The organism is Pseudomonas sp. Irchel s3a10, assembly GCF_900187525.1.
GTDB classification, from domain to species: Bacteria; Pseudomonadota; Gammaproteobacteria; order Pseudomonadales; family Pseudomonadaceae; genus Aquipseudomonas; species Aquipseudomonas koreensis_G.
This window is the reverse complement of sequence record NZ_FYDR01000004.1, coordinates 170,790-186,514: the sequence shown is the minus strand read 5'-3', so window position 1 is coordinate 186,514 and position 15,725 is coordinate 170,790. Positions and strand designations below refer to the sequence as shown.

Sequence of the window (15,725 nt, the reverse complement as noted above, 5' to 3'; positions counted from 1 at the left end):
ACCCTTTTAATGCGCCCCGTTGCCCAGATAGCTCAGTCGGTAGAGCAGGGGATTGAAAATCCCCGTGTCGGCGGTTCGATTCCGTCTCTGGGCACCAAATACCGAAAACCCTGAATCGCAAGATTCAGGGTTTTTTTATGCCTGCAATTTGATGACGGCTCTCTTGATCCTTTTTTCCGGGCTGCGCAAATGCGCGACGGGTTTCGAACAAAGGCGATCCGCGCTACTTTGGCCGCACCTTAAGGAAGAGGGTCATCCGCTCGATGAACCAGAAAAGAACCCGCGTCCCCCTGCCCCATCCGCCACCCTATCGTCAGAGCCGGGTGGCATTCTGGCTGACGGTGCTGGTCGGCATACTGATCGCCTTCCTCATCGGTGCGTCGATTTACCTGATCATCCACAGTTTGATCAGCGGATCCATCACTACCTGGAACCGATCGGGCCCACGCCATACCTACACCCTCGCGCTGCAACCCCGAATGTTCTGGTTCGAGATCGTGTCGCAGTGCGTCGGCACGTTATTCCTGATAGCCGTCGGCTGGATCGGATTATGGATTCACCGAATGGCGCAAGAGCCCAGTGACAAGCAGAAGGCCAGGCGCAAGCGCTAAATGAAGACCGGCCTCAGAGGGTGTTGACGTAGTCGACCGGCAACAAAACCGTGTCGAGCGCAGCGTCTACCGGCAGCGATACCACGGTAATCAGCGGGCAAACGATCATCATGTAGCAGATGACCGCTGAGGGCATGCCGTCGCCCCCTCTCACGCCAAGCAAGTGCAGGTTGCCATCGACACCTTTGTAGTACGGCTCTGCTGAATCACCATTCAGGCGCCCCATCATCGTTCCACAACCGGCCAGCAGCAAAACCAGGCTCATCACTGAGCCAATACGCAAAATCCCTTTCAAACCAGTACTTCCTTGCATCACAAAACATAAGGGCGCGGGATTGTACCCGCGCCTCGATTCTTCAATACACCCAACGTTATCCAGCGTCATTCCAATGGAACACCAGATTGCGCTCAGTGCCGCTGCCAACGTCTGTCACGTCACGCCGTGTTTCGCCATTGCGCGTGGCGACCACGGTGTACTTACCGGGTGGCAGTTGCACGTACACCAGCGGACCCGTTTGGGTGAGGGTCAGCACGGTTTGCCCCGGCGACTTTTCAATCATCACATCGACATCAGCGGTGTACTGGTCTTGCGCGCCCACCGCGAACGTCATGTGCAGGTTATAACCGGTGGATTGTTGAATGGCTTTTGACTCGTCCAGACCGATCCCGCCGGACAGGTAATTGATGCCGTTTTGCTGTTGTTGCTGGACCTGCACACCGGCACTGTCGATCGGGTCGAGGTTGGCCGCCTGCAACATCGCCGGAAAGACCAATGCAGCCACCGCCGCGATGGGCAGCAGGAATGAAAGAACGCGTTTCATGATGACAACTCCCGGGCTCTTGTAGAGCCCAATCGTTAATCCTTATTTACAGCTTCGGCGGTTGCGCGGCTGGGCTCGGCGAGTCCGGGCAGGTCATTCGTCGGCTGGTGACGGTCGGCGCGCAGTTCGCCTACTGGCGCGACTATGCGCCGGCACAGCGCTGGCGCATGTTTGGTCAATGGCATTTGCTGATGCCGCTGCTGACGCGGCTCTGTGGCTATTTCCCGGGCAAACGCCTCGGCTGGCTCGAGGACACGCCAGCAGGTGTCGTACGCGACTGGAGCACGCCTGCCGCGCGCTACGAGCAGCGCCCGAGCGGGCGCAGACTGCTTAAGGCAAGCTGTCGCCTGCCCTTCGCCAACGTCCGCGCACAAACCCTGGCGATCAGCATCAGCGACGACCCTTACGGCACGATTCCGGCCATCGAACGCCTGCTCGGCTACTTCAGCCATGCGCACAAAACCCACTTGCGCATCGCGCCACAAGACATCGGCGAACAACAAGTCGGACATTTCGCCTTTTTTCGTAGCGCATACCAAGCCACACTATGGCCCATCGCTCTGACCTGGCTGCAAACCGGCAAGCTGGCCCCCGCCACACCCGGGCGGCCAGTGGCACGCAGCTGAGCCCTTTCAACGCACGACGGAACACACCATGGCCTCCGCCAACAAGCAGCAAAAACGCGCCGCCCGGGCCAAGACCAAGGCCAAGCAGAACCGCACCAAACGCGCCGAGGCGCCGGTCGAACTGGACCCGAACGATGACCGCATCGACTTCGAGTCGGTGGACCTGACCGAGCTGTTCAAGAAAATGATCGACGCCGAGAAGATCAGCCAGCAAGCCATGTGCACCGCATTCCTCGAAGACCCGCTGCTGGAGCTGGTTTACGAGCAGGAAGGCGAAGAAGGCGCGATGGACTTCATCCTTGCCGCGCTGATCGAGTATCGCCAGTGGTCGCAGGAAACCGACGAAGCCGGCGCTCTGGCGTGGATCGAATCCCCGGCCTTCCAGGCCGACTATGTGGCGGCGTCCGACGCGATTGCCGCACAAACCCAACAGAAAAACTGAGTTCCCATGGCATCCCTGAACAAGCAACAGAAACGCGCCAAACGCGCCAAGGCCAAAGCCAAGCACATCCGCATGGTCGGCCGTAAGCCGCTGGACCAGGACGACAACCTCGGGCATCTGGACGAGCCGATCCCGGAATACACCCTCGCAATGTTCAGCAAAATGCGCGATGCCGAAGCCGTCAGCCGCAACGAAATGCTACTGACCCTGCTGCGCGAACTGGCGTTCATCATCGTTGACCATCCAGAGCTGCTGGACATGGAAAATGCCGAGAACGAAGGCATGGCCGCCACTCACCTGGCCGCCGACATGCTGATCGACTACCGCATGTGGGCCGACGGCATGGACATCGAAACCGCCCAGGCCTGGCTGACCGAGCCACAGTTCATCACCGATTTCGGGATTGCGCTGGATACTTACGGCAAATCGCTGGATGCCCAGGAAGACAAGAACGAATAAACCCCGCGCACAAACAAAAACGGCCGCTCGTCATCACTGACAGCGGCCGTTTTGCATTACGCGTTGCGGATCAGTTCAACACCACCGCACCACGGTTTTCCAGCTTGCGACGGCGTGCCACCAGCAGGCCGGCGGCAACGACCATGAGGCTCAGCAGGCCGGTTGCGAGGATTTCCACGCGATGGGCTTCCTGGAACAGCATGATGGTCAGGGCCGCGACGATGAAGATGATCACCGCGTAGGTCAGGCTCGGGAACAGCCACATGCTGAAGACGATTTTCTCGCCGCGGGCCATGCGCTGTTTGCGCATGCGCAGTTGCGAGAACGCGATCACCAGGTACACCAGCAGCGCGATGGCGCCGGAGCTGGCCAGCAGGAACTCGAACACGGCAGCCGGGGCCACGTAGTTGGCGAAGGTGCAGAGGAAAGCCGCGCCGGTCGACAGCATCACTGCCCAGTAAGGCGTACCGCTTTTGTTGACCCGGGTCGACATCGCCGGTGCATCACCGCGCTTGCCGAGGGAGAACAGCATGCGCGACGAGGTGTACAGCGCCGAGTTCAGGCAGCTGGTTACCGCGACCAGAACCACGATGTCGACGATCATTTTCGCGTTCGGAATGCCCATGCGCTCAAGCACGGTCTGGTAGGAACCGAGGCTGGCCAGTGCAGGATCGTTCCACGGCACCAGGGCCACAACGATGAAGATCGATACGAGGTAGAACAGGCCGATCCGCCAGATCACCGAGTTGGTGGCCTTGGAAATCTGCTTGCCCGGGTTCTTCGACTCCGCGGCCGCGATGGTCACGATTTCGGTACCCATGAACGAGAACATGGTGGTCAGGATTGCACCCAGTACCGCGCCCATGCCGTTTGGCAGGAAGCCGCCGGAATCAAACAGGTGCGAAACACCGCTGACCTGGCTGGTCGGCAGGAAGCCGAAAACAGCCGCAAGACCCAGCGCGATGAAGCCGATGATCGCCAAGACTTTGATCAGAGCAAACCAGAATTCGAATTCACCGTAATTTTTCACGCTGAACAGGTTGGTGACCGTCAGCAGCATGGTGATGATCAGTGCGAACGCCCAGATCTCGATCCCCGGGAACCAGGCATGGAGGATGGTCGCGGCGGCGTTGGCTTCCAGCGGAATCACCAATACCCAGAACCACCAGTACAACCAGCCGATGGTGAAACCGGCCCAGTGCCCGATGGCACGGTCGGCGTAAGTCGAGAACGAGCCGGTGTCGGGCGAGGCGACAGCCATCTCACCGAGCATGCGCATCACCAGCACCACCAGGGTACCGGCGGCGGCGTAGGCCAGCAGCACAGCGGGGCCGGCGGCAGCGATCGCGTGGCCGGAGCCAACGAACAGACCTGCGCCGATAACACCGGCGATCGACAACATGGTCACATGACGCGGTTTGAGCCCCTGTTCGAGGCCATTGGAGCTTGGTGTACTGCTCATCGGAACTACCTTTGCGAGGAAAGCGATTGCGTCCGTCCTGTCTGGATTTCCTTCTCGTAAAAAGAAACCAACAGGGCGTTCCAGATTCTGCACGCAATAAATGCGCCAAAATGTTTCAAACTCTTCTGGGCCGCGGTTTTCAGCGAGACCGGACAGTCATCGCAAGTCATTGGAATGAATGGCAATTCGCCAGAGCGTTACCCTGCGACTCACTTTTCAGACGATTCAGCGCACCAGAAACACACTGAAAAAGTGTGGGATGCACAATAAAAGGGCGATTCAGGAACGTTCGGCCGGATAGCGCTTCCAACACCCCGCCAAAGCTGGCAACATCGCGCCTTTTTTTACGCGACGCCCACGGGTTTGCACGATCAAACACCCGTTCGGTTGTTGATGGGGCGACAGTCTGCTGTGCCGATGCGACAACCTGCCACACGCCATCCGCTTACCGCTCGTAGCGCTGTTGGCTGCCATTGAAACGCTATGCTAGCTTGGCCGCCTCGCCAGGAAGGCCCGCCAACAGCAGGAGCGCAACATATATGAGGAACGCACATGGCTGAGGCCACGCCCGCGCTTGAAATCCGCAACTTGCACAAACGCTACGGACAGCTTGAGGTGCTCAAAGGTATCTCGCTGACCGCCCGCGACGGCGATGTGATCTCGATCCTCGGTTCCTCCGGTTCCGGCAAGTCCACGTTCCTGCGTTGCATCAACCTGTTGGAAAACCCGCACCAGGGCCAGATTCTGGTGGCCGGTGAAGAACTCAAGCTCAAGCCCGCCAAGAATGGCGAACTGGTTGCCGCTGATGGCAAACAGATCAACCGTCTGCGTTCCGAGATTGGTTTTGTATTTCAAAACTTTAATCTGTGGCCGCACATGAGTGTGCTCGACAACATCATCGAAGCCCCGCGCCGCGTGCTCGGCCAGAGCAAGGCCGAGGCGATCGAAGTCGCCGAAGCGCTGCTGGCCAAGGTCGGCATCGCCGACAAGCGCCACGCCTACCCGTCGCAACTGTCCGGTGGTCAGCAACAACGCGCGGCGATTGCCCGCACGCTGGCGATGCAGCCGAAGGTGATTCTGTTCGACGAGCCCACCTCCGCGCTTGACCCGGAAATGGTTCAGGAAGTACTTAGTGTCATCCGCGCACTGGCCGAAGAAGGCCGCACCATGCTGTTGGTGACCCACGAAATGGGCTTTGCCCGTCAGGTCTCCAGCGAAGTGGTGTTCCTCCACCAAGGGCTGGTGGAAGAGCAAGGATCGCCTCAGCAGGTGTTCGAAAACCCGCTTTCGGCGCGCTGCAAACAATTCATGTCCAGCAACCGCTAACGGAGCAACATGCATGCAGAATTTTAAAAAGGTCTTCCTGGCCGCCGCCGTCACCCTCGCGTTCAGTGCCGGTGCCATGGCCGAGACCCTGAAGATGGGCATCGAAGCGGCTTACCCGCCGTTCAACAACAAAGACGCCAGCGGCAACGTGGTCGGCTTCGACAAAGACATCGGCGACGCCCTGTGCGCCAAGATGAAAGTCGAGTGCAGCGTGGTTACCTCCGACTGGGACGGCATCATTCCTGCGCTGAACGCCAAGAAGTTCGATTTCCTGGTCTCCTCGCTGTCGATCACCGAAGAGCGCAAGGGCGCGGTAGATTTCACCGACCCGTACTACTCGAACAAGCTGCAGTTCATCGCGCCGAAAGATAAAGAGTTCAAAACCGACAAAGATTCGCTCAAAGGCAAGATCATCGGCACCCAGCGCGCAACGCTCGCCGGTACCTGGCTGGAGGACACCTACGGTAGCGATATCGAAGTCAAACTCTATGACACTCAGGAAAACGCCTATCTGGACCTGACCTCCGGACGGGTCGACGCGATCCTCGCCGACAAGTACGCCAACTACGACTGGCTGAAAAGCGACGCCGGCAAGAACTATGAGTTCAAGGGCGACGCGGTCGTGGAAAGCGACAAAATCGGCATCGCCGTGCGCAAAGGCGATCCGTTGCGTGAGAAGCTGAACGCCGCACTGAAGGAAATCGTCGCTGACGGTACCTACAAGAAGATCAACGACAAGTACTTCCCGTTCAGCATCTATTGATCTGACCTGCGGGACTGGCGCCGTGATCCGACGGCGCCGGCTCCCGGCCTTGCCTGCCGCGATTTGAAAAGAAATCCATGATTATCGACCTCTACGGATTCGGCCCGGCCCTCGCCGCCGGTGCGCTGATGACCGTCAAACTGGCGCTGACGGCCCTGTGCCTGGGACTGGCGCTCGGTCTGCTCGGCGCCTTGGCCAAGACTTCCCCGTACAAGCCGCTGCAATGGCTTGGCGGTACTTATTCGACCCTGGTGCGTGGCGTCCCGGAATTGCTCTGGGTGCTGTTGATCTACTTCGGTACGGTCAACCTGATGCGCAGCCTCGGTGAGCTCTTCGGCAATCCCGACCTGCAACTCAGCGCCTTCGCCGCTGGCGTGATTGCGCTGGGCCTGTGCTTCGGCGCCTACGCCACGGAAGTGTTCCGCGGCGCGATCCTTGCCATTCCCAAGGGCCATCGCGAAGCGGGTGTGGCGCTGGGTCTGTCGAAATGGCGGATCTTCACCAAGCTGATCATGCCGCAGATGTGGCGCATCGCCCTGCCAGGCCTGGGCAATCTGTTCATGATCCTGATGAAGGACACCGCGCTGGTCTCGGTGATCGGTCTGGAAGAAATCATGCGTCACGCACAGATCGGCGTGACCGTGTCGAAACAACCGTTCACCTTCTATCTGGTGGCGGCGGTCATGTACCTGGGCCTGACGGTGCTGGCGATGACCGGCATGCACTTCCTGGAAAAACGCGCCGCTCGCGGCTTTGCGAGGAGCGCTTCATGAACTGGGAAGTGATCATCAAGTGGCTGCCGAAACTGGCGCAGGGCGCGACCCTGACCCTGGAGCTGGTGGCGATTGCCGTGATTGCCGGTCTGTTGCTGGCAATTCCACTGGGCATCGCCCGCTCTTCGAAGCTGTGGTACGTGCGCGCCTTGCCCTACGCCTACATCTTCTTTTTCCGTGGCACGCCGTTGCTGGTGCAACTGTTTCTGGTCTATTACGGCCTGGCGCAGTTCGATGCGGTGCGCAACAGCGCACTGTGGCCATACCTGCGCGATCCGTTCTGGTGTACCACCGCAACCATGACCCTGCACACGGCGGCGTACATCGCGGAGATTCTGCGCGGCGCGATCCAGGCAATTCCGCCCGGCGAGATCGAAGCGGCGCGAGCGCTGGGCATGTCCAAGCCCAAGGCGATGTTCTACATCATGCTGCCGCGTGCGGCGCGCATCGGCCTGCCGGCTTACAGCAACGAAGTGATCCTGATGCTCAAGGCCAGCGCACTGGCGAGCACCGTGACCCTGCTGGAACTGACCGGCATGGCCCGCACGATCATCGCCCGCACCTACCTGCCGGTAGAAATCTTCTTCGCCGCCGGCGTGTTCTATCTGCTGATGTCCTACGTGCTGGTGCGCGGCTTCAAGCTGCTGGAGCGCTGGCTGCGCGTCGATGCCTGCCAAGGGCGTTGAAACTTCCCACGTGCTGACGGGCGAGGCCCTACTCGCCCGCTTCACCGCACTGGATGCTTTTCTGATTGAGCATCAGGCGCTGTGGAAACCTCGTCCGTTCACCTATCTTTCGCTTCCATGGGAAACCGCCTACCCCGAATTGTCCAAGTGGCTACGCGGACGATCGCTGGAAGATGCAGAGCGGGCGCATAACCATCCTGCCGATCTCGTCGATGCCCCGGAGCCATTCGCTGCATTGGCGGCGCTGTCGATTGAGCTGAGCGCGGTTGGTGAGCTGCCGGAGCATACGCTGGAAACCCCAGGCCACCGATTGAATGTCGATGTGCCGGGGCGCAAGTGGCAGCAGATCGAAGCCTTCGCCAGTCGCTTGTCTTTCGCCTCGCAGCCGACGCACTGGCTGGACTGGTGCTCCGGCAAGGGACATTTGGGCCGACGCCTGTTGGGTACGGGGCAACAACTGACTTGTGTCGAATACGATCCGGCGTTGGTCGCCAGTGGTCAGGCATTAAGTCAGCGCCATCATTTGCACGCCCTGCATGTCGAGCAGGATGTACTGGCGGCAGACGCAGCGAGCGTTATAAGTGCTCAGCACACCCCGGTCGCCCTGCATGCCTGCGGCGATCTGCATGTGCGCTTGATGCAACTGGCGAGCGCGGCCGGGTGTCAGCAGATGGCCATCGCCCCGTGCTGCTACAACCGGATCAAGCGCAACGAGTACCAGGCATTGTCCTCAGCGGGTTTGCGATCCGCCCTCCAGCTCTCGCTCGAAGATCTGGCGCTGCCCATGAGCGAAACCGTCACCGCCGGTGCAAGAGTCCGACGTCAGCGCGACACCTCCATGGCCCGGCGCCTGGCGTTCGATTTGCTGCAACGGCAAGTGCGCTGCGTCGATGAATACCTGCCCACCCCGTCCCTGCCGAGCGCCTGGCTGGACAAATCCTTCGCCGATTACTGCCGCGATCTGGCAGCGCTGAAAGAGTTATCCACAATCGGCACGCCAGATTGGCGGGCACTGGAAGCCGCCGGTTGGCAGCGGTTGGCCGAAGTTCGCAACCTGGAATTACTGCGCGGATTGTTCCGACGACCACTGGAGCTTTGGCTGAATCTTGATCGAGCCATTTTCCTCACCGAACAGGGATACGTCGTACGCCTCGGCACCTTCTGCGACGCACCGCTGACTCCGCGTAATTTTCTGCTGCTGGCCGAGCGCGATTAAAATCTTTACAGCCTGTGGATAACTCTGTTGATGGTTTTCCCGTGGATCCAATATCTACGGCTATTGCATGGCAAAAACACCATTGGTCATTTTTTGTTCATATAGATAAAAAACCTGTAAAACAGGGCTTTGCGCGCAAAATGAGAATGTGTCCACAAAATCCCCTGCAACACCGCCGTGGCGCCCATCCGTTGTGCATAAGCTTCCAATCAAAAGGACATAAACAAGGGAAATGAGTGGCGGAACGGTGCGTAAATCCTGCCATCACGCTCACGTTGGGTTGACGTCGAACAGCCCGATTTGGCGGCTTAAAACCCAGTGACAAAGCCCACACCGCCCCTGATCCAGCGCCTGCGTAAAAATAGTCTGAATTCAGGGGTTTACAGAACCAACCCAATCGCTATAATCGTCGCCCACACGCCGGTATAGCTCAGTTGGTAGAGCAACTGACTTGTAATCAGTAGGTCCCGGGTTCGACTCCTGGTGCCGGCACCATACAAAACAAAGCCCCTGCAGAAATGCAGGGGCTTTGTTGTTTCTGGCGTTTGAATATGAAAAGCGCAACAGCTGAGTGTTCATGACTTTGACCCTGAGGTTATGAGCGCTCACCCTATTTAAAAGATCTTTGCTGTAGATCGCGGCAACCCACACAAGACCGCCTGACTTCATCAGCGCAAAAGGCCTCCCCATGGAGCAAAGCCAACAATCTGCAGACACGCCATTCAGCACCTTGTCAGCAGTTGAGATATCGAACTCCCCCACCGACAAAATTCAAATAAGCGAGCGCTGAAGGTCCGTCACAAGTTGATACGCGAAGTTGATTTTGACGCAGAGCTTTGCGCATAAACTCGCCGCCGACAACATGGAACAGGGAGTCAACTGATGTCTACATGCAAAAAAGCCTTGGAAATCCGCGAAGCATTTGAGGAGGCCGGAAACGCGCTCTCGTTATTCATCGATCTGTGCACATCTGATATTCAACTCACCCAACGCAGCATACTGGCCTTGTCGGCTTATGGCAGAACCTGCATGAACACCTTTGAGGACGCCGAACGCTGGTTGCGCAGTCAAGACGAGGCACGAGCCAACTTCCTCCCTGAACAGACCAAAGCAGGGAAATAAGGAGGAAATAAGGGTCAGACCACGTTTTGAGCTGAGACTGTGGTCTGACTCTATTTTTCCCCGCCTTATTTTGCTCGTGTCACCACGGAGCTAAGGTCGGTGAAAACGCTTTGAGAAACCCCGGCCTTCCTTTGCTCTTCAGTGGCCGCCGAGAGCGGCAGCAGCGTTACGCGCGAGGCCTTTCCAGCCTTCATCTGACGTACAGATTCCATCAAGTCCGTCTGAAATCGCTCTAGCTCATTTGCCATGCCTTTTCTTCGCCTTCAGCTATTTTCTCCAACGCTCGCTTGCTGAACTTATGCAGCTTGAACCGAAAGCGAAATCCGCCTTCCAAGTTGCTGCAACGCACGCTCAACATTCTCGATTTTGGAGTGATGCAGGAAATCTACCAGGCGATCAACCTGAGGCCGTTGTACGCGGAGACGACGTGCCAACTCGGCCTTGCTTACACCTGACTCCAAAAGCGTATTCCACAGAGCAACCTTTGCTGCAGTCAGCGCAGGCAGACGCAATACGACGTCACTTGCCTGTTCTCCTGCCTGCCCGGTCGGAATCAACCGGCGATCATCAACGTATATCGAGAGCGCCGTCTCGATTGCATCAATGGCGGTGTCCAACGCTTGCTCGAGGGTGTCGCCAACGGCGTGCATCTCAGGAATTTCTGCGCAGGTCAGCCAGACACTGCCCGGCTCTTCGTGAACTTCCAACGCATATTCGAACATCGCACTTCCTCAGATGGGTACAGCCGGGTCTCAATCCTTGAGGCCCAGCTGTTTGATTATCGATTTGCTCAACCCTTCGCCCATTTCCTTGCCTCCATGGTCAGGAAACACAGTTGATTTGCCATTCAAGGAAACCTTGAAGAGACTGCCCTTGCCGGTTTGAAACTCAACGCCTTGGGCTTTCAACCATCGCCGAAACTCGCTGTACTTCATGTGCATCACTCGCCGTTTCGGTAAAGCGAATGTGCAACATATTTGCTGCATTCGCAACATAAATGTTGCACTACACAGAGATGGCAACGGCCACCACCTGGCCACGATTGCGCATCAGTCCTCCGCAAGCTACCGTCAATCCCATCGCTGCCAATTCAGCGACCGGGCCTGATAACCCGAGTAAGATACAGGCGCACCAGCGCCCCAACTCACGTTTGCCGGCGCATTTTTTGTGTCTGCATTACCGTGCAATGGCGGCTGTGCGTGGGAGACCTTCGGGTCTGCCGGGTTCCTGTATCTCCGGTTTATCAGCCCGCGCATAGCTGCCACCCATTCGACTGATAACGAATTGGTAGCTCTCATTTGATACAGGGAGTGTCACAAATGAACGCCTTTGATCCATCCGTAATCCGCCGCGCTGCAGCACCGGTCACCGCACTCCACTTCCTTACGTACGGCAGGTGAAGCGAAATGACCAACTACCTCGATCTGAAAACCCCAGGCCTCACGCACTTTTCCTTCCAGGCCAATCAAGCGCTGTTCCGCACCAATCGTGGTGTTCCAGTGATTGCCGCACTCTCGCACGCCTCACACTTGCTTCACATCTCCAAGCTACTGACCGCTGACTCCACAGTCTCTCGCGATCCTGACCTTCACGCTTATGCCTCCCAGTATCTGCAGGAGTTAAGCAAGGCACTGATAGATGATGTAGTGAAAGTGATGGATGCGCCGCCGGGCAAGCCGTTGATGTAACCACCGATGTAAGGCCCTCGCTGATGCGAGGGCCTTTTGCGTTTCAGACTTGACTGATCTCAAACACAAACGAAATCTTCTGCTGGCTCGCACTCCACACATACCGCAAATGCTTGCCCTGCTTCGGAATCGATACCGCTGGTGGCCGGAACGCAGCGACGCATTCGTGGCCCGGCAGGCGAACGCTGTTGTAGAGAAGTCCCCAGGATTCAGACTCGCGCAGTTGCCGGGCAAACGCCTGGGACGGGCCATAGGCGTCTGGATCAGGTTGATGCAAATGTGCAAAACCATCACGAACATCATGCAGCGGCTTAACCACACGATTGACGTAAGTACGCATGGTCAACTCAAGATCCGCCTCGTTGGTGGCCGCGAGGAAACGTTCCTGGTGATAGCAGGTTTCGGCGATGGCCGCGGCCTGGCTGCTGGCGGCGTAGTAGACGCCGAAGGTGCCATCGGTGAAGCGGCTGCTTTTGCCGATGTGGGTGAACGCCGCCATCACCGGGGTTGAACCGGGGCCGGAGAGTCGGTCTTCTGGACGCACGCGGGCGAGGACGCCGGCCTGTTCGATCAGGCGATCGTTGGTCAGCGCTTCCAGCGCGTAGGCGATTTCCAGGTCTTCGGGGTCGAGCACGTCTTCGAACAGCGCAATCGGCGGGAAGCTGCTGTTGACGATCCGATAAGCCTTGGGCCATTGCGGTTCGGCCAGCGGCGGCGCCTTCACCCGCGCACCCCGTCGAGGTAACGGCGCACATCGGCGATGTCGACCACCCTCCCCGCCAGCATGTAATCCAGCGCGGTCCGGCCATTGAATGGCGCCGCCGTGTTCGGGCTGCTGACCCACGTGTAGGCGCGCTCGCGGCTGTTGCTGAAGATGATGCTCAACGCCTTGTGAATGCCCATCAGATACGAGATGCGCTCCAGCGTGTCGTGCGGCAGGCGAATGTTCGGCGGCAGGTGCTTGTACTTGTAGAACGTGGTGTTGCCGACGCCGCCCAACAACCTGCGCTGCTGCTCGGCGTTGCAGCCCCAGCGCTCCATGAGGTTGAAGAAGAACTTCAACGCGACGCGCCCGGCTTCGGGGACGTCGAGTTGTTCGCGCGGGTTGAGGACTGGGGATGAGGTAGGCAAGGCCGTCTCCACTGCTGAGTGACATGCCTTCAAGACTAGTACAGATACGGATGTTTGTTTTCTTTTAATCCGTAAATGAATCAATTCGTCCCTTTGATCAAATCCTGAAAAAAGTCACGAATTGTTATTCCAAGTCAGTATTTTTTGACCTTCATCACCCCCAGGTCATCAAAAATCCCGATCCTGTGTCAGCTTCCAGCCATCGGCGGGGACATCAATTCGCTACTAAACCCGCGACAACTATGCTCAGGTGCTGGAATATAGCCGGCATATGACGCCGGATCGGCAGTCTCGTAAACAACAATACCCAGCCCACTTCAGAGGGCATTACCCATGGATAGCAGAACCTTACGCAACCTCATGCGCATCGTGCAGACCGGCTCGTTGTCGGCCGCAGCCGAGCATTCGTGCCTGACTGTGCAGGCCTTGGCCGCGCAGTTGAACAAGGTCGAAGAGCAGTTCGGTTTCCGCTTGTTTCGTCGTTCCAACAAGGGCCTGACGCTGACGCCGCAAGGCACTGAGCTGACGCCCTACATGGACAAAGTGCTGATTGCCACGCGACAGATGGAAGAAAAGGTCGAGGCGCTCAAGGTGCCCGGCCAGCGCACATTGAAGGTTGCGTTGAACAACACGTTGTCGTCTGACTTCAACCGGCGAATGATCGGACGCCTGATCGAGGTGTTTCCCGATTACCAGATGGAATTCAGCTACGCCGAGTCGATGGAGAACCTCAGCAAGCTGAAGAATGAAGACTTTGATCTTGCGGTGCTGATCGGCCCGCAGCGGCCGGGTCTGCCGAGTATCGTCCTGCCGGATGTGCAGGTGCAGGTGGTCGGTGCGCATTGCGGGCAGGAAAACGATCCACTGACGTTGCTAGGCAACAAGTTTCAGGTGCGTCCTGCGGAAGATTGTCCGTATTCCCACAGCTTCCTGCGTTTTCTCGACGCCGGGCTGGGCAATCACGAGAACGGTCAGCGCATGGTCTATTCCTGCAGTGAAACTCTGACGCTGTCCTTGATCACGCAGATGGACGCAGTGGGCATGGTTTCTCGTGAGGCCGCGCAAAAGAACGGCCTGACGATTTTTCCCGGTTTTGAGGATTTCCTCGAAGTGCGTCTGGCGGTGAATAACCCGAACCTGTCGGGCCAGGCCCTGAACGACGTGGTCGATCTGCCGCTACATGATCGAGCCGAGCGCAATGTACGCAGCCGTCCCAACCGCCACACTGAGAAAGAGGTTTTTGCTGAAATACGCACATAGCAACGTCGGAATGGCTGCATAAAATTCCGGGCGATCGAGCTGTATGTGCTGATCCTTGATCAACAAGGGTGTCAGGCTGATCGCAGCGACGATCGCCACCGGCAGGTACTCCAGCGCCCGCGCAACGAATGGCGGCCAGTGCTCGGTGTTGACCTGCAGCGGCAACGCGCGTGGCAGGAAGGTCACGGCCATCATCAGCGCGACCACCAGAATCAGGAACGTTTGGTCAGGCATACACCCACTCCGCAGCCCACAAACGTGGCGATGAATACGTTGAATGGCGAAGTGCCGACCAGGCTCAGCGCGCCCATGCAGGCGACAGCAGCCGCGGCGGCGATGAGTTTGTTGCGGGTGTTGCACAGCGACACCAGCACATAGAGCATCATTGCGGTCAGTGCGTAGTCGAGCTGATATTTGATCAGGTGCGACGCGTATTGCGCGCAGACGGCGCCCAACAAACCGCCCAGCACCCAAGAGGTGTGGCAGAACAGGTTGAAGCCGATCAGGTAACGGATGTTGACCGGCGCGCCGGTGCCCAGTTTGACGCTGTGGAACGCAAAGGATTCGTCGGTCAGGCCACCGGCGTAGGCCCAGCGTTCCATGCGGCTGAGCCCCAGTGCGCGCAGGGCCTTGGCCATGTACACCGACATCAGCATGTGCCGCGCATTGATCAGGAAGGTGGTCAGCACGATGGTGGTCAGCGAAGCACCGCTGGAGATCAGCGCCAGCGCGGCAAATTGCGAAGCCCCGGCGTAGACGAACAGACACATCGCCACCGGCAGCCACATTGGCAGCCCGGCGTTCACCGCCATCAGCCCGAACACGAACGACACCGTGAAGTAACCGGCCACCACCGGGCTGGCTTCGGCAAACGTGCGCGATGGCTGATGAGCAGCCATCAGCGGCGCACTGCCGGACGTTTCATTCATAGATCCCTCTCAAATGTCCGCTCGCCGTGGGGTTCGCAAAAACCCTGGGCAGTCCAGAATCGCTTGCCCGCGAGGTTAGCATCGTCGACGAACAGAAACATCCGTAATACACCGACCCGTTTCATGTCGGATGACGCCGCTTCCACCAGCCGTTGGCCGACGCCCTGACTGCGATAGCGCGGGCTGACCGCGAGGTGGTTGATGGTGCCGCGACTGCCGAGCATGCCGCCGAGCACCGCGCCGACGATTTCGCCTTCGACATCGAAGGCCAGATAGGCCGTGGTGGTCTTCTGGATCAATACACCGCGCAGGCATTTGGCGTCCTGCCATTCGCAGAACGACACTTCGTCGAACTGCCGGAAGAAGCGCTCCATGCGCTGCGCGTCCTTGGCGGTGGCGCGTCGCAGCAC

General features: G+C 58.4%; 21 protein-coding genes, 2 tRNA genes and 1 pseudogene. 14 read left to right on the top strand and 10 right to left on the bottom strand.

Features of this window, described 5'->3' with window-relative positions; all coding sequences use genetic code 11:
* Positions 1-21: 21 nt before the first annotated feature.
* A tRNA-Phe gene (locus CKW11_RS13770) sits at positions 22-97 on the top strand.
* 166 nt (positions 98-263) lie between these two features.
* Positions 264-611 (top strand): hypothetical protein, encoded by a 348-nt coding sequence (locus CKW11_RS13765; protein WP_095137955.1) that lies wholly within the window; start codon positions 264-266, stop codon positions 609-611.
* 13 nt (positions 612-624) lie between these two features.
* Here CKW11_RS13765 and CKW11_RS13760 read toward each other — a convergent pair whose 3' ends face one another.
* Together CKW11_RS13760 and CKW11_RS13755 are read right to left on the bottom strand one after the other, a co-directional pair.
* Positions 625-906, bottom strand: coding sequence for a YceK/YidQ family lipoprotein (locus tag CKW11_RS13760; protein ID WP_095137954.1), 282 nt, complete (start codon positions 904-906; stop codon positions 625-627).
* 76 nt (positions 907-982) lie between these two features.
* Positions 983-1,432, bottom strand: coding sequence for a hypothetical protein (locus CKW11_RS13755; RefSeq protein ID WP_095137953.1), 450 nt, complete (start codon positions 1,430-1,432; stop codon positions 983-985).
* A gap of 47 nt (positions 1,433-1,479) precedes the next feature.
* Between CKW11_RS13755 and CKW11_RS13750 the strand changes: the two are divergent.
* From CKW11_RS13750 to CKW11_RS13740, 3 genes and pseudogenes are all read left to right on the top strand, one after another.
* Positions 1,480-2,058: pseudogene (locus tag CKW11_RS13750) on the top strand (alpha/beta hydrolase); the annotation flags it as partial.
* Between the two features lie 28 nt (positions 2,059-2,086).
* Positions 2,087-2,500 (top strand): hypothetical protein, encoded by a 414-nt coding sequence (locus CKW11_RS13745; RefSeq protein WP_042608625.1) that lies wholly within the window; start codon positions 2,087-2,089, stop codon positions 2,498-2,500.
* Positions 2,501-2,506: 6 nt separating this feature from the next.
* Positions 2,507-2,959, top strand: coding sequence for a hypothetical protein (locus CKW11_RS13740; protein WP_095137952.1), 453 nt, complete (start codon positions 2,507-2,509; stop codon positions 2,957-2,959).
* 70 nt (positions 2,960-3,029) lie between these two features.
* Here CKW11_RS13740 and gabP read toward each other — a convergent pair whose 3' ends face one another.
* Positions 3,030-4,421 carry a GABA permease gene (gabP, locus tag CKW11_RS13735; RefSeq protein ID WP_095137951.1) on the bottom strand — a complete coding sequence of 464 codons (1,392 nt, stop codon included), beginning with the start codon at positions 4,419-4,421 and terminating at the stop codon, positions 3,030-3,032.
* Positions 4,422-4,973: 552 nt separating this feature from the next.
* On the opposite strand from gabP, the gene CKW11_RS13730 reads away from it, so the two are divergent.
* The 7 genes from CKW11_RS13730 to CKW11_RS13700 all read left to right on the top strand — a co-directional run bounded on the left by CKW11_RS13730 (position 4,974) and on the right by CKW11_RS13700 (position 10,307).
* On the top strand, positions 4,974-5,747 hold the full coding sequence (locus CKW11_RS13730; RefSeq protein WP_041071351.1) for an ABC transporter ATP-binding protein: 774 nt from the start codon (positions 4,974-4,976) through the stop codon (positions 5,745-5,747).
* 13 nt (positions 5,748-5,760) lie between these two features.
* Positions 5,761-6,510: an ABC transporter substrate-binding protein gene (locus CKW11_RS13725; RefSeq protein ID WP_095137950.1), complete on the top strand. Its 750-nt coding sequence runs from the start codon at positions 5,761-5,763 to the stop codon at positions 6,508-6,510.
* A gap of 77 nt (positions 6,511-6,587) precedes the next feature.
* On the top strand, positions 6,588-7,283 hold the full coding sequence (locus CKW11_RS13720; RefSeq protein ID WP_095137949.1) for an ABC transporter permease: 696 nt from the start codon (positions 6,588-6,590) through the stop codon (positions 7,281-7,283).
* Complete coding sequence (locus CKW11_RS13715; protein ID WP_007961692.1) at positions 7,280-7,969, top strand: ABC transporter permease; 690 nt, start codon at positions 7,280-7,282, stop codon at positions 7,967-7,969. The genes CKW11_RS13720 and CKW11_RS13715 overlap by 4 nt, the downstream gene beginning before the upstream one ends.
* Entirely contained in the window at positions 7,950-9,185 is a 1,236-nt protein-coding gene (locus CKW11_RS13710; protein WP_095137948.1) for a methyltransferase, read from the top strand. Before CKW11_RS13715 ends, CKW11_RS13710 begins: the two co-directional genes overlap by 20 nt.
* Positions 9,186-9,604: 419 nt before the next feature.
* Positions 9,605-9,680, top strand: a tRNA-Thr gene (locus CKW11_RS13705).
* Positions 9,681-10,067: 387 nt separating this feature from the next.
* Positions 10,068-10,307 (top strand): hypothetical protein, encoded by a 240-nt coding sequence (locus tag CKW11_RS13700; protein WP_095137947.1) that lies wholly within the window; start codon positions 10,068-10,070, stop codon positions 10,305-10,307.
* A gap of 296 nt (positions 10,308-10,603) precedes the next feature.
* Here CKW11_RS13700 and CKW11_RS13690 read toward each other — a convergent pair whose 3' ends face one another.
* Both CKW11_RS13690 and CKW11_RS13685 read right to left on the bottom strand, forming a co-directional pair.
* Complete coding sequence (locus tag CKW11_RS13690) at positions 10,604-11,029, bottom strand: type II toxin-antitoxin system HicB family antitoxin (RefSeq protein WP_095137946.1); 426 nt, start codon at positions 11,027-11,029, stop codon at positions 10,604-10,606.
* A 30-nt stretch (positions 11,030-11,059) separates the two neighbouring features.
* Positions 11,060-11,242, bottom strand: a complete 183-nt coding sequence (locus CKW11_RS13685) for a type II toxin-antitoxin system HicA family toxin (RefSeq protein WP_095138243.1) — start codon at positions 11,240-11,242, stop codon at positions 11,060-11,062.
* Between the two features lie 471 nt (positions 11,243-11,713).
* On the opposite strand from CKW11_RS13685, the gene CKW11_RS13680 reads away from it, so the two are divergent.
* Positions 11,714-11,995, top strand: a complete 282-nt coding sequence (locus CKW11_RS13680; protein ID WP_095137945.1) for a DUF3077 domain-containing protein — start codon at positions 11,714-11,716, stop codon at positions 11,993-11,995.
* Between the two features lie 43 nt (positions 11,996-12,038).
* On the opposite strand, the gene CKW11_RS13675 is transcribed toward CKW11_RS13680, so the two are convergent.
* Both CKW11_RS13675 and CKW11_RS13670 read right to left on the bottom strand, forming a co-directional pair.
* A complete protein-coding gene (locus tag CKW11_RS13675) occupies positions 12,039-12,719 on the bottom strand; it encodes an RES family NAD+ phosphorylase (RefSeq protein WP_095137944.1) in 681 nt (226 codons plus the stop codon).
* On the bottom strand, positions 12,716-13,126 hold the full coding sequence (locus CKW11_RS13670) for an MbcA/ParS/Xre antitoxin family protein (RefSeq protein ID WP_095137943.1): 411 nt from the start codon (positions 13,124-13,126) through the stop codon (positions 12,716-12,718). The genes CKW11_RS13675 and CKW11_RS13670 overlap by 4 nt, the downstream gene beginning before the upstream one ends.
* A 333-nt stretch (positions 13,127-13,459) precedes the next feature.
* Between CKW11_RS13670 and CKW11_RS13665 the strand changes: the two genes are divergently transcribed.
* A complete protein-coding gene (locus tag CKW11_RS13665; protein ID WP_095137942.1) occupies positions 13,460-14,386 on the top strand; it encodes a LysR family transcriptional regulator in 927 nt (308 codons plus the stop codon).
* Here CKW11_RS13665 and CKW11_RS13660 read toward each other — a convergent pair.
* Genes CKW11_RS13660 through CKW11_RS13650 form a run of 3 tightly spaced genes read right to left on the bottom strand, consistent with a single transcriptional unit; the run spans position 14,303 to position 15,689 of the window.
* A complete protein-coding gene (locus CKW11_RS13660; protein WP_095137941.1) occupies positions 14,303-14,620 on the bottom strand; it encodes an AzlD domain-containing protein in 318 nt (105 codons plus the stop codon). The genes CKW11_RS13665 and CKW11_RS13660 overlap by 84 nt on opposite strands.
* Positions 14,599-15,315 (bottom strand): AzlC family ABC transporter permease, encoded by a 717-nt coding sequence (locus CKW11_RS13655; RefSeq protein ID WP_003220701.1) that lies wholly within the window; start codon positions 15,313-15,315, stop codon positions 14,599-14,601. Before CKW11_RS13655 ends, CKW11_RS13660 begins: the two co-directional genes overlap by 22 nt.
* Positions 15,312-15,689 (bottom strand): GNAT family N-acetyltransferase, encoded by a 378-nt coding sequence (locus CKW11_RS13650; protein WP_003220700.1) that lies wholly within the window; start codon positions 15,687-15,689, stop codon positions 15,312-15,314. Before CKW11_RS13650 ends, CKW11_RS13655 begins: the two co-directional genes overlap by 4 nt.
* Between the last annotated feature and the right edge of the window lie 36 nt (positions 15,690-15,725).